Annotated in this window: 32 protein-coding genes; 1 reads left to right on the top strand and 31 read right to left on the bottom strand. The window is 67.8% G+C overall.

The window, feature by feature from the left end; all coding sequences use genetic code 11:
• Entirely contained in the window at positions 1-2,241 is a 2,241-nt protein-coding gene (locus tag ACIBNA_RS00450; RefSeq protein WP_399163476.1) for a HAMP domain-containing protein, read from the bottom strand.
• A 204-nt stretch (positions 2,242-2,445) separates the two neighbouring features.
• Entirely contained in the window at positions 2,446-3,594 is a 1,149-nt protein-coding gene (locus ACIBNA_RS00445; RefSeq protein ID WP_399163475.1) for a CapA family protein, read from the bottom strand.
• A gap of 224 nt (positions 3,595-3,818) precedes the next feature.
• On the opposite strand from ACIBNA_RS00445, the gene ACIBNA_RS00440 reads away from it, so the two are divergent.
• Positions 3,819-4,634, top strand: a complete 816-nt coding sequence (locus ACIBNA_RS00440) for a hypothetical protein (RefSeq protein ID WP_399163072.1) — start codon at positions 3,819-3,821, stop codon at positions 4,632-4,634.
• An 18-nt stretch (positions 4,635-4,652) separates the two neighbouring features.
• Here the strand turns inward: ACIBNA_RS00440 and truA are convergent, their stop codons facing one another.
• The 29 genes from truA to rplD form a co-directional block, all read right to left on the bottom strand.
• Complete coding sequence (truA, locus tag ACIBNA_RS00435) at positions 4,653-5,507, bottom strand: tRNA pseudouridine(38-40) synthase TruA (protein ID WP_399163071.1); 855 nt, start codon at positions 5,505-5,507, stop codon at positions 4,653-4,655.
• A 141-nt stretch (positions 5,508-5,648) separates the two neighbouring features.
• On the bottom strand, positions 5,649-6,134 hold the full coding sequence (rplQ, locus tag ACIBNA_RS00430) for a 50S ribosomal protein L17 (protein WP_274818495.1): 486 nt from the start codon (positions 6,132-6,134) through the stop codon (positions 5,649-5,651).
• A 115-nt stretch (positions 6,135-6,249) separates the two neighbouring features.
• Positions 6,250-7,272 (bottom strand): DNA-directed RNA polymerase subunit alpha, encoded by a 1,023-nt coding sequence (locus tag ACIBNA_RS00425; RefSeq protein ID WP_003966937.1) that lies wholly within the window; start codon positions 7,270-7,272, stop codon positions 6,250-6,252.
• Between the two features lie 152 nt (positions 7,273-7,424).
• Positions 7,425-7,829 (bottom strand): 30S ribosomal protein S11, encoded by a 405-nt coding sequence (gene rpsK / locus ACIBNA_RS00420; RefSeq protein WP_003956432.1) that lies wholly within the window; start codon positions 7,827-7,829, stop codon positions 7,425-7,427.
• Between the two features lie 66 nt (positions 7,830-7,895).
• On the bottom strand, positions 7,896-8,276 hold the full coding sequence (rpsM, locus tag ACIBNA_RS00415) for a 30S ribosomal protein S13 (protein WP_004984507.1): 381 nt from the start codon (positions 8,274-8,276) through the stop codon (positions 7,896-7,898).
• Positions 8,277-8,459: 183 nt separating this feature from the next.
• Positions 8,460-8,573, bottom strand: coding sequence for a 50S ribosomal protein L36 (gene rpmJ / locus ACIBNA_RS00410; RefSeq protein ID WP_003974245.1), 114 nt, complete (start codon positions 8,571-8,573; stop codon positions 8,460-8,462).
• Positions 8,574-8,629: 56 nt separating this feature from the next.
• Positions 8,630-8,851 carry a translation initiation factor IF-1 gene (gene infA / locus ACIBNA_RS00405; RefSeq protein WP_003948620.1) on the bottom strand — a complete coding sequence of 74 codons (222 nt, stop codon included), beginning with the start codon at positions 8,849-8,851 and terminating at the stop codon, positions 8,630-8,632.
• A gap of 234 nt (positions 8,852-9,085) precedes the next feature.
• Entirely contained in the window at positions 9,086-9,922 is an 837-nt protein-coding gene (map, locus tag ACIBNA_RS00400; protein WP_399163070.1) for a type I methionyl aminopeptidase, read from the bottom strand.
• 132 nt (positions 9,923-10,054) lie between these two features.
• Positions 10,055-10,717 carry an adenylate kinase gene (locus tag ACIBNA_RS00395; protein WP_399163069.1) on the bottom strand — a complete coding sequence of 221 codons (663 nt, stop codon included), beginning with the start codon at positions 10,715-10,717 and terminating at the stop codon, positions 10,055-10,057.
• Positions 10,717-12,030 (bottom strand): preprotein translocase subunit SecY, encoded by a 1,314-nt coding sequence (gene secY, locus ACIBNA_RS00390; protein ID WP_399163068.1) that lies wholly within the window; start codon positions 12,028-12,030, stop codon positions 10,717-10,719. Before secY ends, ACIBNA_RS00395 begins: the two co-directional genes overlap by 1 nt.
• A gap of 235 nt (positions 12,031-12,265) precedes the next feature.
• The gene (gene rplO / locus ACIBNA_RS00385) at positions 12,266-12,721 is read right to left on the bottom strand and encodes a 50S ribosomal protein L15 (protein WP_399163067.1); all 456 of its coding nucleotides are present in this window, start codon (positions 12,719-12,721) and stop codon (positions 12,266-12,268) included.
• A 2-nt stretch (positions 12,722-12,723) separates the two neighbouring features.
• Positions 12,724-12,906 (bottom strand): 50S ribosomal protein L30, encoded by a 183-nt coding sequence (gene rpmD / locus ACIBNA_RS00380; RefSeq protein ID WP_003974250.1) that lies wholly within the window; start codon positions 12,904-12,906, stop codon positions 12,724-12,726.
• A gap of 2 nt (positions 12,907-12,908) precedes the next feature.
• Positions 12,909-13,514 (bottom strand): 30S ribosomal protein S5, encoded by a 606-nt coding sequence (gene rpsE, locus ACIBNA_RS00375; protein ID WP_009190144.1) that lies wholly within the window; start codon positions 13,512-13,514, stop codon positions 12,909-12,911.
• A 43-nt stretch (positions 13,515-13,557) separates the two neighbouring features.
• Positions 13,558-13,941 (bottom strand): 50S ribosomal protein L18, encoded by a 384-nt coding sequence (gene rplR / locus ACIBNA_RS00370; protein WP_399163066.1) that lies wholly within the window; start codon positions 13,939-13,941, stop codon positions 13,558-13,560.
• A 3-nt stretch (positions 13,942-13,944) separates the two neighbouring features.
• Positions 13,945-14,484: a 50S ribosomal protein L6 gene (gene rplF, locus ACIBNA_RS00365; protein WP_059424839.1), complete on the bottom strand. Its 540-nt coding sequence runs from the start codon at positions 14,482-14,484 to the stop codon at positions 13,945-13,947.
• Positions 14,485-14,507: 23 nt separating this feature from the next.
• Positions 14,508-14,906, bottom strand: a complete 399-nt coding sequence (gene rpsH / locus ACIBNA_RS00360) for a 30S ribosomal protein S8 (RefSeq protein ID WP_030839654.1) — start codon at positions 14,904-14,906, stop codon at positions 14,508-14,510.
• A gap of 213 nt (positions 14,907-15,119) precedes the next feature.
• A complete protein-coding gene (locus tag ACIBNA_RS00355) occupies positions 15,120-15,305 on the bottom strand; it encodes a type Z 30S ribosomal protein S14 (protein WP_003948630.1) in 186 nt (61 codons plus the stop codon).
• Positions 15,306-15,310: 5 nt separating this feature from the next.
• Positions 15,311-15,868: a 50S ribosomal protein L5 gene (gene rplE / locus ACIBNA_RS00350; protein ID WP_399163065.1), complete on the bottom strand. Its 558-nt coding sequence runs from the start codon at positions 15,866-15,868 to the stop codon at positions 15,311-15,313.
• The gene (gene rplX, locus ACIBNA_RS00345; protein WP_003992365.1) at positions 15,868-16,191 is read right to left on the bottom strand and encodes a 50S ribosomal protein L24; all 324 of its coding nucleotides are present in this window, start codon (positions 16,189-16,191) and stop codon (positions 15,868-15,870) included. Before rplX ends, rplE begins: the two co-directional genes overlap by 1 nt.
• A 2-nt stretch (positions 16,192-16,193) precedes the next feature.
• Positions 16,194-16,562: a 50S ribosomal protein L14 gene (gene rplN, locus ACIBNA_RS00340; protein WP_003998823.1), complete on the bottom strand. Its 369-nt coding sequence runs from the start codon at positions 16,560-16,562 to the stop codon at positions 16,194-16,196.
• A 226-nt stretch (positions 16,563-16,788) separates the two neighbouring features.
• The gene (rpsQ, locus tag ACIBNA_RS00335; RefSeq protein ID WP_010036717.1) at positions 16,789-17,076 is read right to left on the bottom strand and encodes a 30S ribosomal protein S17; all 288 of its coding nucleotides are present in this window, start codon (positions 17,074-17,076) and stop codon (positions 16,789-16,791) included.
• A complete protein-coding gene (gene rpmC / locus ACIBNA_RS00330) occupies positions 17,076-17,300 on the bottom strand; it encodes a 50S ribosomal protein L29 (protein WP_010036720.1) in 225 nt (74 codons plus the stop codon). Before rpmC ends, rpsQ begins: the two co-directional genes overlap by 1 nt.
• Complete coding sequence (gene rplP / locus ACIBNA_RS00325; protein ID WP_086601013.1) at positions 17,300-17,719, bottom strand: 50S ribosomal protein L16; 420 nt, start codon at positions 17,717-17,719, stop codon at positions 17,300-17,302. Before rplP ends, rpmC begins: the two co-directional genes overlap by 1 nt.
• Before the next feature lie 5 nt (positions 17,720-17,724).
• Positions 17,725-18,549 (bottom strand): 30S ribosomal protein S3, encoded by an 825-nt coding sequence (rpsC, locus tag ACIBNA_RS00320; protein WP_086560684.1) that lies wholly within the window; start codon positions 18,547-18,549, stop codon positions 17,725-17,727.
• Entirely contained in the window at positions 18,549-18,896 is a 348-nt protein-coding gene (gene rplV, locus ACIBNA_RS00315; protein WP_010036727.1) for a 50S ribosomal protein L22, read from the bottom strand. The genes rpsC and rplV overlap by 1 nt, the downstream gene beginning before the upstream one ends.
• 42 nt (positions 18,897-18,938) lie before the next feature.
• Entirely contained in the window at positions 18,939-19,220 is a 282-nt protein-coding gene (gene rpsS, locus ACIBNA_RS00310; RefSeq protein ID WP_003992359.1) for a 30S ribosomal protein S19, read from the bottom strand.
• Between the two features lie 12 nt (positions 19,221-19,232).
• A complete protein-coding gene (rplB, locus tag ACIBNA_RS00305) occupies positions 19,233-20,069 on the bottom strand; it encodes a 50S ribosomal protein L2 (RefSeq protein WP_399163064.1) in 837 nt (278 codons plus the stop codon).
• Between the two features lie 38 nt (positions 20,070-20,107).
• Positions 20,108-20,527, bottom strand: a complete 420-nt coding sequence (gene rplW, locus ACIBNA_RS00300; RefSeq protein WP_020272643.1) for a 50S ribosomal protein L23 — start codon at positions 20,525-20,527, stop codon at positions 20,108-20,110.
• Entirely contained in the window at positions 20,527-21,183 is a 657-nt protein-coding gene (gene rplD / locus ACIBNA_RS00295) for a 50S ribosomal protein L4 (protein ID WP_059424831.1), read from the bottom strand. Before rplD ends, rplW begins: the two co-directional genes overlap by 1 nt.
• Between the last annotated feature and the right edge of the window lies 1 nt (position 21,184).

Here is a 21,184-nt window from a genome sequence, read left to right as displayed (position 1 = left end):
TCACCTTCCCCGAACGCCGGCTTCCGGCTCCGCGAGCCGGCGCGCCTGGGTCTGCTTACGGGCCTGGAGTTGCTGGCGCAGCAGTTCGAGGCTGCGCACGACGGCGCCGACCTCGTCCTGGTAGCGGGGGTACAGCACGGACTTGAGGTCGCCGTCGGCCAGCTTCTCCGCGCCGGCCGCCAGGGCCCGCATCGGCCGGGCCACGACCAGGTGGACCCAGCCGAGGCAGACGACGATCAGGGCCAGACCGAGCAGTCCGGCCAGGACGCTGCGGTCCTCGCGCTGGTACGGGGTGATCTGGAAGTCCTTGGCGTTCTGCCAGCTGACCACGGTCCAGCCGATGTCGGCCGCCACACCACCGCCGGAGAAGGGGGCGGCCGCGGCGACGGTGACCCCGCGGCCCTCGCGGATCAGCAGACCGTTCTCGACGGGACCGGCGCCGACGTGGACGCTGCCGGCCCGGACGAGGTCGGTGAGCGCGTCGCGCGGCAGTTTCTCGAAGGCCAGGAAGCCGTCGCCGGCGGCGATGGTCCGCGCCTTGGAGTCCACCACGCGGACCTCGCCGAGCCCGGGCCGCTTCAGCAGCGAGTTGAGGAACTCGATCCGGATCTCGCCGACCAGGGTCATGCCCTTGCGGCCCGGCACCGGCGCCCCGGCCTGGACGACAGGCTTCTTCCCGCCCTCGCCGGCCACCCGCACCAGCTCGTCCGCGTCGGCGAAACCGGCGCGCGGCTCCTTGCCCGCGCGGGCGACGACCTCGCCGTCCTCGTCGAGGAGGTACAGCGCCTGGTAGCGGGTGTGCTCGCGCAGGGTTTCCTCGAGCAGAGCGCGGCCGGCGCCGGCGTCGTCCGGGTCGATCAGCCGGGACGTGGAGACCAGGTCCGCCTGCGCCTCGTTGAGCGCCCGGCGCACCCGGTCGGCGACCAGGTCGGTGCGGTCACGCTGGTCCGCGACCATGCTGGCCGGAATACTGACGGAGCCGTCGGTGCGGTTCAGCAGGAGGCCGACGGGCACACACCACAGCAGCAGCAGGACGGCGGTCAGCGCGAGCGGCCCGCGCACCCCGAACCGCCCCTTGACGCGCTGGCGCCCGCCGGGATCATCGGCCGGCCCGCCCAGCTGCGCGCGCAGCCTCTCCAGTGCGGAGCCGATGCGCGCGGCCTCGCCCCAGCGGGGCACGTCCACCGGGCGGGTCAGGTCGCCGCGGGCCAGTCGGCGGGACTCCAGGAACAGCCGCAGCAACGGCCGCTGCACGGTCGCCCACAGCACGGCCGCGGCGAGCAGTCCGAGCACCACCAGGGCTCCGGCCGCCAGCAGCCCGTACAGCTCCCGGTCCGGAACGGCGGCCTGCTGCTGAACCACGGGCAGCAGGGCGACGACGGTGAGCCCGAGGCCCGCGCCGACGCTCTTCTTCTCCTCCGGGTCGGCGGAGGAGAGGGAGGCGTAACCGGCCGTGGCGACACGGCCGTTGTAGCTCCCGCCGACCAGGGTCCCGCTGACCCCGGGGTAGCCGCGCGAGCCCGGCTCCCTGGCGCTGACCGGGTCCTGCTCGGTCTCCCGGGCCGCCTGTGCGGACAGCCCGCTCATCTGCTTCTGGAGGAAGCCCAGCTCCTTGCGCTCCTGGTCGGTGTTGAGCGCCTCGGACTGTTCGAAGCCTGCCGTGGCGAGGATCTCCCCGCCGGTGGCGACGACCGCCATGGAGCGGAACTGGCCCAGGTTGATGGCGGGCACCGAAAGGCTGTTGGAGGCGAGCAGCAGCTGCTGCGGCCGGTCCTCGAAGTCCAGGACCGCCATGGTCATCAGGCGTACGTCGCCGGTCTCCAGCCGCACCATGCGGGGCTTGAGGGCCGTGTCCCCGGTGAGGACGTCCTTGTCCAGCCATCCGAGGGGAATTGTTTCACCCCTGGCCGCCAGCACCTTGCCGCTCTCCAGGTCCAGGATCGTGGTGCCCGTCCACTTCTGGTAGGTCTTCCCCAGGTCGGACAGGACGCGCTCGGGCTTCACCGGCGACCCCGCGTTCAGCGCGGCGGCGGTGCGGTTCAGGTCGGTGACCCGCTCGTCGATGGAGGCGCGCAGGGCGATGGCGCCGTCCTCCGCGAAGTGCCGCTGGGAGGAGAGCACCGCCTGCGGTACGGCCTGCTCGCCGGCGGGGCCGAGCACCTGGGCGGTGAGGCCGGCGAGGGCCAGCACCAGCACGCACAGCAGCGCGATCGGGGGACGGACGCCGCCCAGCAGCGGCATGTCCGCGCGTCTCCGGCTGCGCCGCCGTCCTCCCTTCACGGGGCGCACGGCGCGGGTGGGTGTCACCGGTGGTCTCCTCCGGCCTCTCTGGGTGAAGGACGGCCGAGCAGAACCCCTCCCCCGCGGGAGAGGTAACGGACCGTCGCTTATAAGACTGTTGGGGAGGGGGGAGGTTGTCTCGCTCGCCCCCGATGCGCTGTGGCGCTAGTCACGCTCCAGCGCGAGCTCCTTCAGGCCGTCGCCGCCCGGTGCCCCGCGGTTGTACAGGAAGCCCCGCGTGCGGTCGGCCGCCAGCCGGTAACGGGCCAGCCGCTCCTCGGAGAGGTCGCCCGGCGCGTCGAGCGCCCGCCGCACGTCCACCACCCGGTGGTCCTCGACCGCGTCGGCGGGCGGCTTCTCACCGGCCTCCACCTCGGGCGGGATGTCCACCAGCGTCGTGGCGTAGCGGGCGGAGACGTCCCAGCCGTCGGTCGTCTCACGGAACTCGAACCAGCCGATCGCGCCCTCCTCGGTGACTCCGGTGGGCGAGGAGTGACGGGCGACCTGGTTGCCCAGGCTGTAGGCGACCCAGGTGCCGTTCACTTTCTGGATCGGCTGCACCGCATGGGAGTGGTGCCCGATCACCAGGTCGATCCCGGTCTCCGCGCTGAGCCGCTCCGCCAACCGCAGCTGGGCGATGCTCGGTTCGTTGTAGTGCTCGGCCCCCCAGTGGACCGAGAGGATGACCACCTCGGCGCCCTTCTCGCGGGCCCGGGCCTCGGCGTCCTTGATCGCGTCCGCGTCGAGCTGGTTGAACGCCCATTTCTCCTTCTCCGGCGTCGGGTGGCGGAACGACATCCAGGAGAACGAGAGGTGGGCGACCTTGACGCCCTTGACGTCACGAATGTTGATTCGTTCCGCTTCCTCGGGCGTGCGGGCGGAGCCGGTGTGCCCGAGGCCGGCCTTGTCCATGGCGTTCAAGGTGCGCCGTACAGCCCCCAGACCGTGGTCGTAGGTGTGATTGGAGGCCGTCGAGCAGGTGTCGTAGCCCGCGCCCTTGAGCGTCGTCAGGATCTGCGGCGGGACGAGGAACTCCGGGTATCCCTCGAAGGGGCCCCGCGGATTCCCGACGGGCGTCTCCATGTGACAGATGGCCAGATCGGCCTTGCTGATGACCGGCTTGATCCCGGCGAGCAGCGGCCCGAAGTCCAGCCCGGCCTCTCCCCCACCGGTCTTCTTGGCATCCTTGGCGGCCTGGTCGACCAGCTCGGGGTGGATCAGCACGTCACCGGCGGCGGCGACGGTGAACGAGCGGCCACCCGGCTTCACCTGCGGCGCGGAAGCCGCGGAGGTGCACGCGGTCGTCACGGCGATGATGGCTGCGAAAGCGCTTGCCGCCCGGACGAACCGGAGAGGTTTACGAAGTGTCACCGCATCATATTCACATGAAGCACACAACCGCCACCGAAGTTACCGTCACAAGACAGTCACACTTGACTCGGATTATGGTCCAAATCGGACTTGTCCTCGCCTTGTTCGGCTGTCAATCGGCACCAGACCGGTCAACGGACGACTCCACTCCGGGCGCCCGGGAGCTGGTGGACCTCCGCAGCAGGATCCTCACGTACACGGCGGACCTGGAGCCCGACGCCGAGTACTCCCCACCGGACGACGCCCAGCGCGAGCGCGTCGCCGAGAGCGTCGGCCACCTCCTGGACGGCGACGCCACCAAGGCCGAACGGCAGCTCGCCCCCCTCGGCCTCAAGCTCACCCGCCTCACCGACACCGAGTCCGGCCGCAGGTACGACGAGATCGCCGCCGCCCGCCCCGGCCGGGCCGAACGCTGGGGGCGCCTCTACCTGACCGCCGACTCCGACGTCCGCTGGAACGCCCAGGTACCGCACCCGGTCTCCGACCGGGACACCGAACGCCTCGGCGTGCGGCTCCTGGAGGACAACCCCGGCGGCTCGCTGGTCATCGCCGGCGCGCACCGCGAGGCGGGCCGGGGCGACGCCGCCGACGTCGCCCACCGGGAGGACAGCGTCTTCCACGCCATCGTCGTGGAGCTCCAGAAACGCGACGTCCCGGGCGTGCAACTGCACGGTTTCGCCAAGGACTCGGACCGCCCCTACGAGGCCGTCCTCTCCACCGGAGCCGCGCGGAGCACCCTCACCGAAGCCGCCGCGCTGGCCGACGCCATGCAGGCCGACGGGCTGCGGGTCTGCCGGAGCTGGTCGGCCCGCTGCCCCCTGGAAGGCACCACGAACGTCCAGGGCAAGGCCGCGGAGCGCCACCACGCCAAGTTCCTCCACGTGGAGCTCTCCCCCAAGGCACGCGGCGACGGCGACGACGCCGATGCCGCCACCGCGGCCCTCTCGGGCCTGGTCACCACCTGGAACTCCGCCCACCGGTGAGGGGCCCCTGGAAGCCGGTCAGCAGCACCCCGCCGACGGCAGCGACCGCTTGTTCCGCGCCTCCTTGCTGCGCGCGGCGAGCAGTTCGTCGGCCGGGTAGCCGACCTCCTCCAGCGTCAGCCCGTGCGGCCGTACGACGTGCACGGCCGAGTCCCGTACGCCGGCCGCCAGCACCTTCGCGGGCCAGTCCGGCGGCCGGTGCCCGTCGCCCACGAACAGCAGCGCCCCGATCAGCGAACGCACCATGTTGTGGCAGAAGGCGTCGGCGCGCACGGTCGCGGTGATGATCCCGTCGTCGCCCTTCACGAGACTCAGCTCCTGGAGCGTACGGATCGTCGTCGCGCCCTCCCGCTTCTTGCAGTAGGCGGCGAAGTCGTGCTCCCCGAGCAGCCGCCGCGCGGCCTCGTTCATGGCCTCGACGTCCAGGGGCCAGTCGTGCCACAGCACATGGTTGCGCAGCAGCGGATCGACGCCCCCGGGATTGTCGGTGACCCGGTACGCGTACCGCCGCCAGATCGCCGAGAACCGCGCGTTGAAGCCACTGGGCGCCTCCCTGAGGGCCCAGACCCGCACGTCCCTGGGCAGCCGCCCGGCGAGCCGCTTCAGCAGCTTCTGGTTGTGCTCGGCCCACACCTCACGCGGCAGATCGACATGCGCCACCTGCCCCCGGGCGTGCACCCCGGCGTCGGTACGCCCCGCCACGGTCAGCTCGTACGTCTGCCCCGACCGCGTCACGGTCCGCAGAGCATCCTCGATCTCCCCCTGCACGGTCCGCCGCCCCCCGGCCTGCTTGGCCCACCCGGAGAACTCGCTCCCGTCGTACGACAGGTCGAGACGAACACGCACGTAGCCGGCTGCTGCTTCATCACTCACGTACAGATCCTCTCAGCAACACAAAAGCGGGCCCGCTCCCGAAAAGGAACGGACCCGCCAACGCCCCCGAAGGGGCGCGGGGAACTGCGCGACAAGCCACAACGAATCCGCAGCCGCCAGCGCACAACCCCCGGCAGACGCTTAGGCGTCCTTGGACTCCTCGGCGTCATCAGCCTTGGTCACATCGACCTGGGCCTCAGCAGCCTCGGCGTCCTTGGCGGCACGCTTGGTCGCGGCCTCGGCCTCACCCGTCGCCTCCTGAGCCACCGTCAGCGCCTCGACCAGCTCGATGACAGCCATGGGCGCGTTGTCGCCACGGCGGTTACCGATCTTGGTGATGCGGGTGTAGCCACCCGGACGGTTCTCGTAGCGCGGGCCGATCTCGGTGAAGAGCGTGTGGACGACGCTCTTGTCCGTGATGACCTGGAGCACCTGACGGCGGTTGTGAAGGTCGCCCTTCTTCGCCTTGGTGACCAGACGCTCGGCGTACGGACGCAGCTTGCGCGCCTTCGCCTCGGTGGTGGTGATACGACCGTGCTCGAACAGCGACTTCGCGAGGTTCGCGAGGAGCAGCTTCTCGTGCGCGGCGCTGCCGCCCATACGGGCACCCTTGGTGGGCTTCGGCATGGTGTTTCTCCTAGGTGTCTGCCCCGGCCGTATCAGGTACCGGAGTCAGTATCCGAGCGAGCGGTTGCCCGTCGGAGATCCGGGGTCCGCTGACGCGAACCCCGGAAGCAGAGACTCAGTACTGCTCGGTCTCCACGAAGCCCGCGTCCGCGTCGTCGTCCGCACCAAAGGCGTCGGCGGCCGCGGTCGGGTCGAATCCGGGCGGGCTGTCCTTCAGGGCGAGACCCATCCCGGCCAGCTTCGCCTTGACCTCGTCGATGGACTTCGCACCGAAGTTGCGAATGTCGAGGAGGTCGGCCTCGGAACGAGCGACGAGCTCACCCACGCTGTGGATGCCCTCGCGCTTGAGGCAGTTGTACGACCGAACGGTGAGCTCCAGCTCCTCGATCGGCAGAGCCAGGTCCGCGGCGAGCGCGGCGTCCGTCGGGGACGGACCCATGTCGATGCCCTCGGCGTCGATGTTGAGCTCGCGGGCCAGACCGAACAGCTCGACCAGGGTCTTGCCGGCCGACGCCATGGCGTCACGCGGACGCATGGCCTGCTTGGTCTCGACGTCGACGATCAGCTTGTCGAAGTCGGTCCGCTGCTCGACACGCGTGGCCTCGACCTTGTACGTGACCTTGAGCACCGGCGAGTAGATCGAGTCGACCGGGATCCGGCCGATCTCCTGGCCGACCTGCTTGTTCTGCACGGCGGAGACATAGCCACGGCCGCGCTCGACCGTGAGCTCCATCTCCAGCTTGCCCTTGCCGTTGAGCGTGGCGAGGACGAGGTCGGGGTTGTGGACCTCGACGCCGGCCGGGGGCGCGATGTCGGCGGCGGTGACCAGACCCGGGCCCTGCTTGCGCAGGTACATCACGACGGGCTCGTCGTGCTCCGAGGAGACGACCAGCTGCTTGATGTTGAGGATCAGGTCGGTGACGTCCTCCTTGACGCCCGGCACGGTGGTGAACTCGTGCAGGACACCGTCGATGCGGATGGACGTGACCGCCGCACCCGGGATCGAGGAGAGCAGGGTCCGGCGCAGGGAGTTGCCGAGGGTGTAGCCGAAGCCCGGCTCCAGCGGCTCGATCACGAACCGGGAGCGGAACTCGTCGACGACCTCTTCGGTCAACGAGGGACGCTGAGCGATCAGCATGTGTGGATCAGATCCTTCAGTCGGGGGCGCCCGCTATATGACGCCCGACTTGAACCGTCCCCGACGGAAAGGGACGGGTACTGCAAGGGTACGGGCGATACGGCCCTTACAGAGCCGTACCGCCCGAAAACCGCTGCCTTTGGACCGAAACGTCAGACGCGACGGCGCTTCGGCGGACGGCAACCGTTGTGCGGGGTCGGGGTGACGTCCTGGATGGAGCCGACCTCGAGGCCCGTGGCCTGCAGGGAGCGGATCGCGGTCTCACGACCGGAACCCGGGCCCTTCACGAACACGTCGACCTTGCGCATGCCGTGCTCCTGGGCGCGGCGGGCAGCCGACTCGGCGGCCATCTGCGCGGCGAACGGCGTGGACTTCCGGGAACCCTTGAAGCCGACGTGGCCGGCGGAGGCCCAGGAGATCACGTTGCCGGACGGGTCCGTGATCGAGACGATCGTGTTGTTGAACGTGCTCTTGATGTGCGCGTGGCCGTGAGCGACGTTCTTCTTTTCCTTGCGGCGCACCTTCTTGGCAGCGCCCTGACGACCCTTGGGGGGCATCTATAACTCCTACGGGAGGTGGTCGGTCCTACAGCGAAGACCGCTGGACGGCGAGTCCGCTGCGGACTACTTCTTGCCCGGCTTCTTCTTGCCGGCGATGGCGCGACGCGGGCCCTTGCGGGTACGAGCGTTCGTGCTGGTGCGCTGACCGCGGACGGGCAGACCGCGGCGGTGACGCAGACCCTGGTAGGTACCGATCTCGACCTTGCGGCGGATGTCGGCCTGGATCTCGCGACGGAGGTCACCCTCGGTCTTGATGTTGTTGTCGACGTACTCGCGGATCGCGACGAGCTGCTCCTCGGAGAGGTCGCGAACGCGGGTGTTCGGGTCGACGCCGGTGGCGGCCAGCGTCTGCTGCGAGAGGGTCCGGCCGATGCCGAACACATAGGTGAGGGCGATCTCCACGCGCTTTTCGCGCGGGATGTCAACACCGGAAACGCGTGCCATTCAATGGCTCCAGTTACTTGACGGAGGTCTTCCACAGAACCGACTCCCAGCCGCCGTACGAGGTACGAACTGGGTCCCCGGCCTCCGACCGGGGGTGTCAGACCCGGAGGTCTGGGTCCTGCGTATGAACATATTCAGCTTGCGTCGCGCGAAGTTCTGCGTATGCAGAGGTGCGGTCGTGCGTCAGCCCTGGCGCTGCTTGTGGCGCGGGTTGTCGCAGATGACCATGACCCGGCCGTGACGGCGGATCACCCTGCACTTGTCGCAGATCTTCTTGACGCTCGGCTTGACCTTCATGGGTGAGGTTCTCCGGGTCAGTGCCACCACCCCGGAAGCCGGGGCGCGGGCAAGATCTACTTGTAGCGGTAGACGATCCGGCCACGCGTCAGGTCGTACGGAGACAGCTCCACCACGACCCGGTCGTCAGGGAGGATGCGGATGTAGTGCATGCGCATCTTGCCGCTGATGTGTGCCAGGACCTGGTGGCCGTTCTGGAGCTCGACCTTGAACATGGCGTTCGGAAGAGACTCGACGACAGTGCCCTCGATCTCGATGGCACCTTGCTTCTTGGCCACGCTTCGCCCTTCGAATCGACTACCTTGATCGACTCAGTGCTAGCGCATGCAGACATGCGGATGCACAAGAGCCGACGAGTCAGTCTACGTCAGGGCCCTCGGAAACACGAATCGAGGAAGTCTGCCCCGGTCGACAGATCATTAAGCGCCCGGAAAGGGGCGCGGGGACTGCGCCACCGGCCCCGGCGCGCCCGCAGCCGCCGAAACGCCGGCACATCCCTCCCCGGAAGGCGCTCAGGCCAGCGGATCCGGCGCGGCGACGATCCCGAGCTCCGCCAGCTTCGCCTTGCCCCCGTCGGGAGCCGTGAGTACCAGCGGCCCCTCCTCCATCAGCGCCACCGAGTGCTCCCAGTGGGAGGACCACGTACCGTCCGTGGTGACGACCGTCCAGTCGTCCTGGAGTACCTCGGTCTTCGGGGTGCCGAGGGACACCATGGGCTCGATCGCGAGGCAGAAGCCCGGCACCAGCTTCGGGCCCTTGCCGCGCCGGCGGTCGACGTAGTTCAGCAGGTGCGGGTCCATGTGCATCTCGGTGCCGATGCCGTGGCCGCCGTAGTCCTCGATGATCCCGTAGCGGCCGCCGCCGGGCTTGGGCTGGCGGCGGATGTACGTCTCGATCGCCCGGGAGACGTCGACCAGCCGGTTGCCCTGCTTCATGGCCGCGATGCCGGCCCACATCGACTCCTCGGTCACCCGGGAGAGCTCGACCAGCTCCGGAGCGTGACCGGAGCCCACGAAGGCCGTGTACGCGGCGTCGCCGTGCCAGCCGTCGATGATCGCGCCGCAGTCGATGGAGATCACGTCCCCGTCCTTGAGGACGACGTCGTCGGAGGGGATGCCGTGCACGACGACCTCGTTCACGGACGTGCAGATCGTCGCCGGGAAGCCGCCGTACCCGAGGAAGTTCGGCTTGGCGTTGTGCTCGGCGAGCACCTTACGGGCGACCTGGTCCAGATCCTTCGTCGTGGCCCCCGGCACGGCGGCTTCGCGGGTCGCCGCGTGGATGGCGGCGACGACCAGCCCCGCCTCACGCATCTTGGCGATCTGCTCGGGGGTCTTGATCTGCACCATGGGGGCTACGGCCTTTCTGGACCTTCGGGAGACATGAACGCCTTCAACGATACGGGGCCTCGCGAGGACCCCGCCCACACAGCAGCCGCGGCTCCCTCAGGGGGAACCGCGGCCGTGGCTGCGCATGAACGACTACTTGTCGTCCTCGTCACGCTTGAGCGCCTCCATGGCGCGCGTCGTGACGTCCTCCACCTTGCCGAGCGCCGAGATCGTGACCACCAGGCCCTGCGCCTTGTAGTAGTCGATGATCGGCTCGGTCTGCGTGTGGTAGACCTCCAGCCGCTTGCGGACGGTCTCCTCGGAGTCGTCGTCCCGCTGGTACAGCTCGCCGCCGCAGACGTCGCAGACGCCCTCCTTGGCCGGCGGCTTGTACGTCACGTGGAAGACGTGCGCCGACTCGTTGCGGCAGACGCGACGGCCGGCGATCCGCTTGACCACCTCGTCCTCGGGGACCTCCAGGTCCAGCACCGCGTCGAGCTGCATGCTCTCGGTCTCGAGCAGCTCGTCGAGCGCCTCGGCCTGGGAGACGTTGCGGGGGAAGCCGTCCAGCAGGAAGCCGTTCTCGGCGTCCGGCTGCTCCATGCGGTCCTTGGCCATCGCGATGGTGACCTCGTCGGGCACGAGATTGCCCGCGTCCATGTAGGACTTCGCCAGTTTGCCGAGTTCCGTCTGCTGGCTGATGTTGGCCCGGAACAGGTCGCCCGTGGAGATGTGCGGGATCGACAGGTTCTTGGCCAGGAACGCGGCCTGCGTTCCCTTACCGGCACCCGGCGGCCCGACGAGGACGATACGCATCAGCGGAGGAACCCTTCGTAATTGCGCTGCTGGAGCTGGCTCTCGATCTGCTTCACCGTCTCGAGACCGACACCCACGATGATCAGGATGCTGGTGCCGCCGAACGGGAAGTTCTGGTTTGCCCCAAAACCAACCAACGCCATCGTCGGTACGAGAGCGATCAGACCCAGGTACAGCGAACCCGGCCAGGTGATCCGGTTGAGTACGTAGCTCAGGTACTCAGCGGTCGGTCGGCCAGCCCGGATGCCCGGGATGAAGCCACCATACTTCTTCATGTTGTCGGCGACTTCCTCGGGGTTGAAGGAGATCGCGACGTAGAAGAATGCGAAGAAAACGATCAGCAGGAAGTACGAAATGATGTAATACGGGTGGTCGCCCCTGACAAAGTGTTGCTCGATCCAGGTTTTCCAGCCCGAGGTGCCTCCGGCGAACTGGGCGATCAGCGCCGGAATGTAGAGCAGCGACGAGGCGAAGATGACGGGAATCACACCCGCCTGGTTCACCTTCAACGGGATGTACGTGGACGTACCACCGTAGGAGCGGCGGCCGATCATGCGCTTGGCGTACTGAACCGGAATGCGGCGCTGGGCCTGCTCGACGAAGACGACCAGGCCGACCATGACGAGGCCGACCGCGATGACGGTGCCGAACTCGATCCAGCCGTCGGCCAGGGAGCCCTGCTCCTTGATGGCCCACAGGGCGGACGGGAAGGTGGCGGCGATCGAGATGAACATCAGGATCGACATGCCGTTGCCGATGCCGCGGTCGGTGATGAGCTCGCCGAGCCACATCACGAACGCCGTACCGGCGGTCATGGTGATGACCATGGTGATGGTGACGAAGATCGACTGGTCCGGGACGATCTGGCTGGCCACCGGGCAGCCCTGGAACAGAGCGCCGCTGCGGGCGGTGGCGACGAGGCCGGTGCCCTGAAGGATGGCGAGGGCCACCGTCAGGTAACGGGTGTACTGCGTGATCTTCGCCGTACCGGCCTGGCCCTCCTTCTTCAGGGCTTCCAGGCGCGGGATCACCACGGTCAGCAGCTGCAGAATGATGCTCGCCGTGATGTACGGCATGATGCCCAGCGCGAAGATCGTAATCTGCAGCAGCGCGCCGCCACTGAACATGTTGACCAGGCCGAACAGGCCCTGGTTGGCCTGGGCGGCGTCGATACAGGTCTGGACGTTCCGGTAGTCGACGCCTGGGATCGGGACGTGCGTACCGACCCGGTAGACCACGATGATGCCGAGCGTGAAGAGCAGCTTCTTGCGCAGGTCGGGCGTCTTGAACGCCCGGGCGAACGCGGTGAGCACGGTGCCTCCTGCGACCCCCGCGCAACTGCGTCAAGGGTGACGGTCTTGAGGTTCGACGAATAGGTAACGGTCAACTGCCGCTCAGAGTGCCCGAAGTGAAGCACCCTGTGAAAAGAGGGCAGTGCAGGCCACCTTACCGGCGGGACTGCCGCCCTAGGAACGACCAACCGGGGATACCCCATTTGTGGGGTATCCCCGGTCGGGATCGCTCAGGTCATCGAGACGCCTGTGGAGTTCAGACGAGCTCGGTGACGGTACCGCCGGCGGCGGTGATCTTCTCCTTGGCGGAGCCGGAGACGGCGTCGACCGTCACCTGCAGCGCCACGGAGATCTCGCCCTGGCCGAGGACCTTGACGAGGCTGTTCTTGCGAACAGCGCCCTTGGCCACCAGCGACTCGACGGTGACCTCGCCACCCTCGGGGTAGAGGGAGGCCAGCTTGTCGAGGTTCACGACCTGGTACTCGGTCTTGAACGGGTTCTTGAAGCCCTTCAGCTTCGGGAGACGCATGTGGAGCGGCGTCTGGCCACCCTCGAAGTTCTCCGGAACCTGGTAGCGGGCCTTCGTGCCCTTGGTACCACGACCGGCCGTCTTACCCTTCGACGCCTCACCACGACCGACACGGGTCTTGGCGGTCTTGGCGCCCGGGGCGGGACGGAGGTTGTGGATCTTGAGCGGGTTCTGCTCCGCCATGATCAGTCGACCTCCTCGACCGTCACGAGGTGGCGGACGGTGTGCACCATGCCGCGGAACTCGGGGCGGTCCTCCTTGACGACCTGCGTGTTGATGCCCTTGAGACCAAGGGAGCGCAGGGTGTCACGGTGGTTCTGCTTGCTGCCGATGTAGGACTTGACCTGCGTGATCTTGAGCTGCGCCATGATTACGCACCCGCCCCGGCACGCGCACGCAGAAGAGCCGCGGGAGCGACGTCCTCGAGGGGCAGACCACGGCGGGCCGCGATCTCCTCGGGACGCTGCAGGCCCTTCAGGGCCTCCACGGTGGCGTGCACGATGTTGATCGCGTTGTCGGAGCCGAGCGACTTCGACAGCACGTCGTGGATACCGGCGCACTCGAGCACGGCACGCACCGGACCACCGGCGATAACACCGGTACCGGGCGACGCGGGCTTGAGCAGGACGACGCCGGCAGCCTTCTCACCCTGGATGGGGTGCGGGATGGTGCCCTGGATCCGGGGGACCTTGAAGAAGTGCTTCTTGGCCTCCTCAACGCCCTTGGCGATGGCGGCCGGCACCTCCTTGGCCTTGCCGTATCCGACACCCACGGTGCCGTCACCGTCGCCCACCACGACCAGCGCGGTGAAGCTGAAGCGACGACCACCCTTCACAACCTTGGCGACGCGGTTGATCGCGACAACGCGCTCAACGTACGCGGTCTTCTCGGCGGCAGCTGCGCCGCCGTCACGGCCCTTCCGGTCCCGCCGCTCGCCGCCACCGGCACCGCCACCGCGGCGCTGGGGTCCAGCCATTGGAATTACCTCTCTCTGTCTCCGCTAGCTACGGAACCAGGACTCAGAACTTGAGTCCGGCCTCGCGGGCGGCGTCCGCCAGGGCGGCGATGCGCCCCGCGTACTGGTTACCACCACGGTCGAACACGACGGCCTCGACACCGGCGGCCTTGGCACGCTCGGCGACCAGGGCGCCGACCTGCTTGGCCTGCGTGGACTTGTCGCCCTCGCCACCGCGGATCGAGCTGTCCAGGGTGGACGCCGATGCCAGGGTGTGGCCCTTCAGGTCGTCGATCACCTGCGCCACGATGTGGCGGTTGGAGCGGGTCACGACCAGACGGGGACGCTCCGCCGTACCGTTGATCCGCTTGCGGATCCGGGTGTGACGGCGCTTGATCGCGGCGCGCTTGTAGGCGTCGCCCTTCAGGATCTTCTGCCCGTATGCCATGGCTTACTTACCCGCCTTTCCGACCTTGCGGCGGATGACTTCGCCCTCGTACTTGACGCCCTTGGCCTTGTACGGGTCGGGCCTGCGCAGCTTGCGGATGTTGGCCGCAACCTCGCCGACCTTCTGCTTGTCGATGCCCTCGACCGAGAAACGGGTCGGGGACTCCACCTTGAAGGTGATGCCCTCGGGGGCCTCGACCAGGATCGGGTGGCTGTAGCCCAGGGAGAACTCCAGGTTGGAGCCCTTGGCCTGGACGCGGTAACCAACACCGCTGATTTCGAGCTTCTTGACGTATCCCTGGGTCACACCGGTGATCATGTTCGCCACCAGCGTGCGGGACAGGCCGTGCAGGGCCTTGCTCTGCCGCTCGTCGTTGGGCCGGAGCACCTGAAGGGTGCCGTCCTCGGCCTTGGCGATGTCGATCGGCGCGATGACGGTGTGGGTCAGTTCGCCCTTGGGGCCCTTGACCGCGACCGTACGGCCGTCGATGGTGACGTCCACGCCGGCGGGAACCGGGATGGGGAGCTTGCCGATACGCGACATTGTGTCTCTCCTCCGTTCCCGAACTACCAGACGTAGGCGAGGACTTCCCCACCCACGCCCTTCTTCTGCGCCTGCTTGTCGGTCAGGAGACCGTGGGACGTGGAGATGATGGCCACGCCCAGGCCGCCCAGCACCTTCGGCAGGTTGGTGGACTTCGCGTACACCCGGAGACCGGGCTTGGAGATCCGCTTGATGCCCGCGATGGAGCGCTCACGGTTGGGGCCGAACTTCAGCTCCAGGACGAGGTTCTTGCCGACCTCGGCGTCCTCGACCTTCCAGCCCGTGATGAAGCCCTCCTGCTGGAGGATCTCCGCGATGTGCGACTTGATCTTCGATGCCGGCATCGTCACGGAGTCGTGGTATGCCGAGTTCGCGTTCCGCAGACGCGTAAGCATGTCTGCGATCGGATCAGTCATGGTCATGAATTGGCCTTCGGCCTCTCTCGCCGGGGTTTCCTGGTGCGCCATCCCTCTCCCCGATCCGAGACGGGACGGGTGCGGCGCGGTGGACCTACGGCGTAGTAAGTCGTAAGGGCGGCGGCAGACGCCCAACCCCACAAGCCTAAGGCATGCGAGCTGGACGTCCTGCCGCCCCAGATGCTTACCGAGAGCCCTGCTAATCCCTGATTGGGGGGATTACCAGGAGCTCTTGGTCACGCCCGGCAGCTCGCCACGGTGAGCCATCTCACGAAGGCACACGCGGCACAGGCCGAACTTGCGGTACACGGAGTGCGGGCGGCCGCAGCGCTGGCAGCGGGTGTAGCCACGCACACCGAACTTGGGCTTACGAGCAGCCTTGGCAATCAGAGCCTTCTTCGCCATCTCGCTCACGCCTCCTTGAAGGGGAAGCCGAGGTGACGAAGGAGCGCGCGGCCCTCAGCGTCGTTGGTCGCCGTGGTGACCACGGTGATGTCCATACCCCGGACGCGGTCGATCTTGTCCTGGTCGATCTCGTGGAACATGACCTGCTCCGTGAGACCGAAGGTGTAGTTGCCACGGCCGTCGAACTGCTTGGGGGACAGGCCGCGGAAGTCGCGGATGCGCGGCAGCGCGAGCGACAGGGTGCGGTCCAGGAACTCCCACATGCGGTCGCCACGGAGCGTGACGTGGGCACCGATCGGCTGACCCTCACGCAGCTTGAACTGCGCGATGGACTTGCGGGCCTTGGTGACGGCCGGCTTCTGACCGGTGATCGTGGTGAGGTCCTTGATGGCGCCCTCGATCAGCTTGGAGTCGCGGGCGGCGTCGCCCACACCCATGTTGACCACGATCTTCACGAGACCGGGGATCTGCATGACGTTCTCGTACTTGAACTCGTCACGCAGCTTGCCCGTGATCTCCTCACGGTACTTCTGCTTCAGACGCGGGCTGGTGGTGGTCGTCATCAGATGTCCTCACCCGTCCGCTTGGCAACGCGGATCTTGTTGCCTTCGTCGTCGAAGCGGTAACCGACGCGGGTCACGACCTTGTTGCCGTCCTTCTCCACGACCAGCTGGACGTTGGAGACGTGGATCGGCGCCTCGGTGGTGACGATGCCGCCGGCCTGCGAACCGCGAGCCGTCGGACCGGCCTTGGTGTGCTTCTTGACCCGGTTGACACCCTCGACCAGGACACGGTCCTCGCGGGGGAAGGCCGCGATGACCTTGCCCTGCTTGCCCTTGTCCTTACCGGTGATGACCTGGACCAGGTCGCCCTTCTTGATCTTCATGCTCACAGCACCTCCGGCGCGAGGGAGATGATCTTCATGAACTTCTTCTCGCGCAGCTCACGGCCCACCGGGCCGAAGATACGGGTGCCACGAGGGTCGCCGTCGTTCTTCAGAATGACGGCGGCGTTCTCGTCGAAGCGGATGTACGAGCCGTCCGGACGGCGGCGCTCCTTGACGGTGCGAACGATGACCGCCTTGACGACGTCACCCTTCTTCACGTTGCCACCGGGGATCGCGTCCTTGACGGTGGCGACGATGACGTCACCGATACCCGCGTAGCGGCGACCGGAGCCGCCGAGCACACGGATGCAGAGGATCTCCTTCGCACCCGTGTTGTCGGCGACACGCAGTCGCGACTCCTGCTGGATCACGTCTATCTCCTGGTTGTCTGCCGGTTCCCTCCGGGGGTTGAGCCGGAGAGCCTGGCGGAACTGTCCTGCGGGGTAGCCCCCGAAGGAATTACTTAAGCCTCTGCAGGCGACAACCTCCGCCGGGGGCCGCACGGCCGCCGCGGCCGAGGCCGACGGCGAGCCGTCGGCCCGGGAGCCGGGGGCGGAACCCCCGGCGGGGGTCAGCGGGAGCGGAGCCCCCGCTTGATTACTTCGCCTTCTCGAGGATCTCCACGACGCGCCAGCGCTTCGTCGCCGAGAGCGGGCGGGTCTCCATCAGGAGAACCCGGTCGCCCACGCCGGCGGCGTTCTGCTCGTCGTGCGCCTTGAGCTTGTTCGTACGGCGGATGACCTTGCCGTACAGCGCGTGCTTGACGCGGTCCTCGACGGCGACGACGACGGTCTTGTCCATCTTGTCGCTGACGACCAGACCCTCACGGGTCTTGCGGAAACCGCGGTCCGTCTTGGTCTCTTCAGTCACGTTGCTCTCGCTCATCAGGCGCTCTCCACCGTTTCGATGCCCAGCTCGCGCTCACGCATCAGGGTGTAGATCCGCGCGATGTCCTTGCGGACGGCCTTGAGCCGACCGTGGTTCTCGAGCTGGCCCGTCGCCGCCTGGAAGCGGAGGTTGAACAGCTCTTCCTTGGCCTCGCGGAGCTTGTTGAGGAGCTCCTCGTTGCCCAGCTCGCGCAGCTCGGACGCCTTGGTACCGGCCGACATCACGCTTCACCTGCCTCGCGCTTGACGATCTTGCACTTCATCGGCAGCTTGTGAGCCGCACGGGTCAGGGCCTCGCGCGCGATCTTCTCGTTGGGGTACGACAGCTCGAACATCACGCGTCCGGGCTTGACGTTGGCCACCCACCACTCCGGCGAGCCCTTACCGGAACCCATGCGGGTCTCGGCCGGCTTCTTGGTGAGGGGGCGGTCCGGGTAGATGTTGATCCAGACCTTGCCACCACGCTTGATGTGACGCGTCATGGCGATACGAGCGGCCTCGATCTGACGGTTCGTCACGTACGCCGGGGTCAGCGCCTGGATGCCGTACTCGCCGAACGCGACCTCAGTGCCACCCTTGGCCATACCACTGCGCTTGGGGTGGTGCTGCTTGCGGTGCTTGACCCTACGGGGGATCAGCATTTCGGTCAGGCCTCCGTTCCGGTGCTCTCAGCCGGAGCGGCGGACGCGGGAGCCTCGGCCTTGGGGGCCTCGGCGCCGGCAGCCTGCTGCGGCTTGCGACCGCGCCGCTCGCCACCGCGGCCACCACGGGCCGGGCGGTCTGCACCGCCGCGGGCCGGGCGGTTACCCGCACGGGCAGCGGCGTTCTCGGCGCGGACCTCGGCGATGTTCTTGACGTCGCCCTTGTAGATCCAGACCTTCACACCGATGCGGCCGAAGGTCGTCTTGGCCTCGAAGAAGCCGTAGTCCACGTTCGCGCGGAGCGTGTGCAGGGGCACACGGCCCTCGCGGTAGAACTCCGAGCGGGACATCTCGGCGCCACCGAGGCGGCCACCGCACTGGATCTTGATGCCCTTGGCGCCGGCCTTCATCGCCGACTGCATGCTCTTGCGCATGGCACGGCGGAAGGAGACGCGGGAGGACAGCTGCTCGGCGACGGCCTGGGCCACCAGCTGAGCGTCCGTCTCCGGGTTCTTGACCTCGAGGATGTTCAGCTGGACCTGCTTGCCGGTCAGCTTCTCCAGGTCACCGCGGATGCGGTCGGCCTCGGCGCCGCGGCGGCCGATGACGATGCCCGGACGCGCGGTGTGGATGTCCACACGCACACGGTCACGGGTGCGCTCGATCTCGACCTTGGAGATGCCGGCGCGCTCCATGCCGGACGTCATCATCCGACGGATGGCGACGTCTTCCTTGACGTAGTCCTTGTACAGCTTGTCGGCGTACCAACGCGACTTGAAGTCGGTCGTGACACCGAGCCGGAACCCGTGCGGGTTTACCTTCTGGCCCATTACCGGGTTCCTTCCTTGCTGCTGACGACCACGGTGATGTGGCTGGTCCGCTTGCGGATCCGGTAGGCACGGCCCTGGGCGCGCGGACGGAACCGCTTCAGGGTCGGGCCCTCGTCGACGTAGGCCTCGGAGATGTAGAGGCTGTCGACATCGGTGTGGTCGTAGTTGTGCGCGGCGTTGGCGATGGCGCTGTCCAGCACCTTGCCGACCGGCACGCTCGCGGCCTGCGGGGCGAAACGCAGGACCGCCTGAGCCTCCGTGGCGTTCAGGCCACGGATGAGGTCCACCACGCGGCGGGCCTTCATGGGCGTGACGCGGATGTACCGCGCCTGGGCCCTGGCTTCCATGGTTGTCCTTCCAGTGTCTGTCATGGTCATTCCACCCCGCGCTTAGCGGCGCTTCGACTTCCGGTCGTCCTTGACGTGACCCCGGAAGGTGCGCGTCGGCGAGAACTCGCCGAGCTTGTGGCCGACCATCGACTCGGTGACAAACACCGGAATGTGGGTCTTGCCGTTGTGCACCGCGAGCGTGTGGCCGAGCATGGCCGGCACGATCATGGAGCGACGGGACCAGGTCTTGATGACGTTCTTGGTGCCGGCTTCGTTCTGGGCGTCCACCTTCTTGATCAGGTGGTCGTCGACGAAGGGCCCCTTCTTGAGACTGCGCGGCATCTAAACCCGCTCCTAGCGCTTCTTGTTCGTCTTGCGGCGGCGGACGATGTACTTGTTCGACGCCTTCTTGGGCGAACGAGTACGGCCTTCCTTCTTGCCCCACGGGGACACCGGGTGGCGACCACCGGAGGTACGGCCCTCACCACCACCGTGCGGGTGGTCAACCGGGTTCATGACCACACCACGCACGGTCGGGCGGACGCCCAGCCAGCGCTTGCGGCCGGCCTTGCCCCAGTTGATGTTGCTCTGCTCGGCGTTGCCCACCTCGCCGACGGTGGCGCGGCAGCGCACGTCGACCAGGCGGATCTCACCGGACGGCATGCGCAGGTGGGCCATGGAGCCCTCCTTCGCGAGCAGCTGCACGGAGGCGCCGGCGGAGCGGGCGAACTTCGCACCGCCGCCCGGACGCAGCTCGATGGCGTGCAGCGTGGTACCGACCGGGATGTTGCGCAGGGCAAGGTTGTTGCCCGGCTTGATGTCGGCCCCGGGACCGTTCTCGACGCGGTCGCCCTGCGACAGGCCACGCGGGGCGAGGATGTAGCGCTTCTCGCCGTCCGCGTAGTGCAGCAGCGCGATGCGCGCGGTGCGGTTGGGGTCGTACTCGATGTGCGCGACCTTCGCCGACACGCCGTCCTTGTCGTGACGACGGAAGTCGATCACGCGGTAGGCGCGCTTGTGGCCACCACCCTGGTGGCGGACGGTCACACGACCGGAGTTGTTACGGCCACCCTTGCTGTGCAGGGGGCGGACCAACGACTTCTCCGGCGTGGACCGCGTGACCTCGACGAAGTCGGCGACGCTGGCACCACGACGGCCAGGAGTCGTCGGCTTGTACTTGCGGATACCCATTTCTCAGTCCTCGTCCGATTCCGGACGATCCTGACCGCTTACGCGGTCGGACCGCCGAAGATGTCGATACGGTCGCCCTCGGCGAGGGTCACGATCGCGCGCTTGGTGGACGCGCGCTGGCCGAAGCCCGTGCGGGTCCGCTTGCGCTTGCCCTGGCGGTTGATCGTGTTGACCCCGGTGACCTTGACCGAGAAGACCGCCTGAACGGCCTGCTTGATCTGGGTCTTGTTGGCGCTCGGGTCGACGATGAACGTGTACTTGCCCTCGTCGAGGAGCGCGTAGCTCTTCTCCGAGACGACCGGCTTGAGCAGCACGTCACGGGGGTCCGTGAAGGACTTGCTCAGCGGGGTCTCGACGGTGTTCTTGCCCTCGGTGGCGTGGCGACGCGCCTTCTTGACGCGAGCCTCCTTGGCCTTCTTCGCGGCCTTCGAGGCGATAGCGGGGTGACGGATGGCCATCAGACCTCGCTCCCTTCGGTGTCGTTGGCCTTCGGGCCGGCGACGAAGGACTCGAAAGCGGCCTTGGTGAAGACCACGTCGTCCGAGACGAGAACGTCGTACGTGTTCAGCTGGCCCGGCTCCAGGATGTGGACCTGGGGCAGGTTGCGGGCGGACAGCCACGCGGCCTCGTCGGAGCGGTCGACGACCAGGAGCAGGTTCTTGCGCTCGCTGATCTTGCCGAACAGGCTCTTGGCGGCCTTGGTGGAGGGGGTCTCGCCCTCGACCACGCCGGAGACGACGTGGATGCGGTTGTGACGGGCCCGGTCGGTGAGGGCGTGACGCAGCGCGGCAGCCTTCATCTTCTTGGGCGTCCGCTGCGAGTAGTCGCGCGGCACGGGACCGTGCACGACGCCACCACCGGCGAACTGCGGCGCGCGGGTCGAACCCTGACGGGCGCGACCGGTGCCCTTCTGGCGGTACGGCTTCTTGCCACCGCCGCGGACCTCGCCACGGGTCTTGGTCTTGTGCGTGCCCTGGCGGGCAGCGGCCAGCTGTGCGACGACGACCTGGTGGATCAGCGGAATGCTGACCTTCTCAACGTCGAAGATCTCCGCGGGGAGCTCGACGGAACCGGCCTTGTCGCCCGCCGGCGAAAGGATGTCAACAGTGCTCATT

Origin of the sequence: Streptomyces sp. NPDC050164, assembly GCF_044459945.1 — a bacterium.
Lineage (GTDB): Bacteria > Actinomycetota > Actinomycetes > Streptomycetales > Streptomycetaceae > Streptomyces > Streptomyces coeruleorubidus_A.
The sequence above is the reverse complement of the archived record's forward strand: the minus strand, read 5'-3'. Positions and strand labels throughout refer to the sequence as shown.

Excerpts from the sequence above, each read along its gene's own strand:
- rplD (WP_059424831.1), bottom strand. The coding sequence starts at position 21,183 with ATGAGCACTGTTGACATCCTTTCGCCGGCGGGCGACAAGGCCGGTTCC.
- rplF (WP_059424839.1), bottom strand. The coding sequence starts at position 14,484 with ATGTCGCGTATCGGCAAGCTCCCCATCCCGGTTCCCGCCGGCGTGGAC.
- ACIBNA_RS00450 (WP_399163476.1), bottom strand. The coding sequence starts at position 2,241 with ATGCCGCTGCTGGGCGGCGTCCGTCCCCCGATCGCGCTGCTGTGCGTG.
- map (WP_399163070.1), bottom strand. The coding sequence starts at position 9,922 with ATGGTGCAGATCAAGACCCCCGAGCAGATCGCCAAGATGCGTGAGGCG.
- rplQ (WP_274818495.1), bottom strand. The coding sequence starts at position 6,134 with ATGCCGAAGCCCACCAAGGGTGCCCGTATGGGCGGCAGCGCCGCGCAC.
- ACIBNA_RS00395 (WP_399163069.1), bottom strand. The coding sequence starts at position 10,717 with ATGCGTATCGTCCTCGTCGGGCCGCCGGGTGCCGGTAAGGGAACGCAG.
- rpsM (WP_004984507.1), bottom strand. The coding sequence starts at position 8,276 with ATGGCACGCGTTTCCGGTGTTGACATCCCGCGCGAAAAGCGCGTGGAG.
- ACIBNA_RS00355 (WP_003948630.1), bottom strand. The coding sequence starts at position 15,305 with ATGGCGAAGAAGGCTCTGATTGCCAAGGCTGCTCGTAAGCCCAAGTTC.
- rplX (WP_003992365.1), bottom strand. The coding sequence starts at position 16,191 with ATGAAGATCAAGAAGGGCGACCTGGTCCAGGTCATCACCGGTAAGGAC.
- rpsE (WP_009190144.1), bottom strand. The coding sequence starts at position 13,514 with ATGGCTGGACCCCAGCGCCGCGGTGGCGGTGCCGGTGGCGGCGAGCGG.
- rpsK (WP_003956432.1), bottom strand. The coding sequence starts at position 7,829 with ATGCCCCCCAAGGGTCGTCAGGGCGCTGCCAAGAAGGTGCGCCGCAAG.
- rplE (WP_399163065.1), bottom strand. The coding sequence starts at position 15,868 with ATGACGACCACCACCAGCCCGCGTCTGAAGCAGAAGTACCGTGAGGAG.
- rpmC (WP_010036720.1), bottom strand. The coding sequence starts at position 17,300 with ATGTCGGCCGGTACCAAGGCGTCCGAGCTGCGCGAGCTGGGCAACGAG.
- rpsS (WP_003992359.1), bottom strand. The coding sequence starts at position 19,220 with ATGCCGCGCAGTCTCAAGAAGGGGCCCTTCGTCGACGACCACCTGATC.
- rpsH (WP_030839654.1), bottom strand. The coding sequence starts at position 14,906 with ATGACCATGACTGATCCGATCGCAGACATGCTTACGCGTCTGCGGAAC.
- rplO (WP_399163067.1), bottom strand. The coding sequence starts at position 12,721 with ATGGCGGAGCAGAACCCGCTCAAGATCCACAACCTCCGTCCCGCCCCG.
- rplB (WP_399163064.1), bottom strand. The coding sequence starts at position 20,069 with ATGGGTATCCGCAAGTACAAGCCGACGACTCCTGGCCGTCGTGGTGCC.
- rpmJ (WP_003974245.1), bottom strand. The coding sequence starts at position 8,573 with ATGAAGGTCAAGCCGAGCGTCAAGAAGATCTGCGACAAGTGCAGGGTG.
- rplP (WP_086601013.1), bottom strand. The coding sequence starts at position 17,719 with ATGCTGATCCCCCGTAGGGTCAAGCACCGCAAGCAGCACCACCCCAAG.
- rplR (WP_399163066.1), bottom strand. The coding sequence starts at position 13,941 with ATGGCATACGGGCAGAAGATCCTGAAGGGCGACGCCTACAAGCGCGCC.
- rpsC (WP_086560684.1), bottom strand. The coding sequence starts at position 18,549 with ATGGGCCAGAAGGTAAACCCGCACGGGTTCCGGCTCGGTGTCACGACC.
- rpmD (WP_003974250.1), bottom strand. The coding sequence starts at position 12,906 with ATGGCGCAGCTCAAGATCACGCAGGTCAAGTCCTACATCGGCAGCAAG.
- rpsQ (WP_010036717.1), bottom strand. The coding sequence starts at position 17,076 with ATGAGCGAGAGCAACGTGACTGAAGAGACCAAGACGGACCGCGGTTTC.
- rplV (WP_010036727.1), bottom strand. The coding sequence starts at position 18,896 with ATGGAAGCCAGGGCCCAGGCGCGGTACATCCGCGTCACGCCCATGAAG.
- ACIBNA_RS00425 (WP_003966937.1), bottom strand. The coding sequence starts at position 7,272 with ATGCTGATCGCTCAGCGTCCCTCGTTGACCGAAGAGGTCGTCGACGAG.
- rplW (WP_020272643.1), bottom strand. The coding sequence starts at position 20,527 with ATGGCCATCCGTCACCCCGCTATCGCCTCGAAGGCCGCGAAGAAGGCC.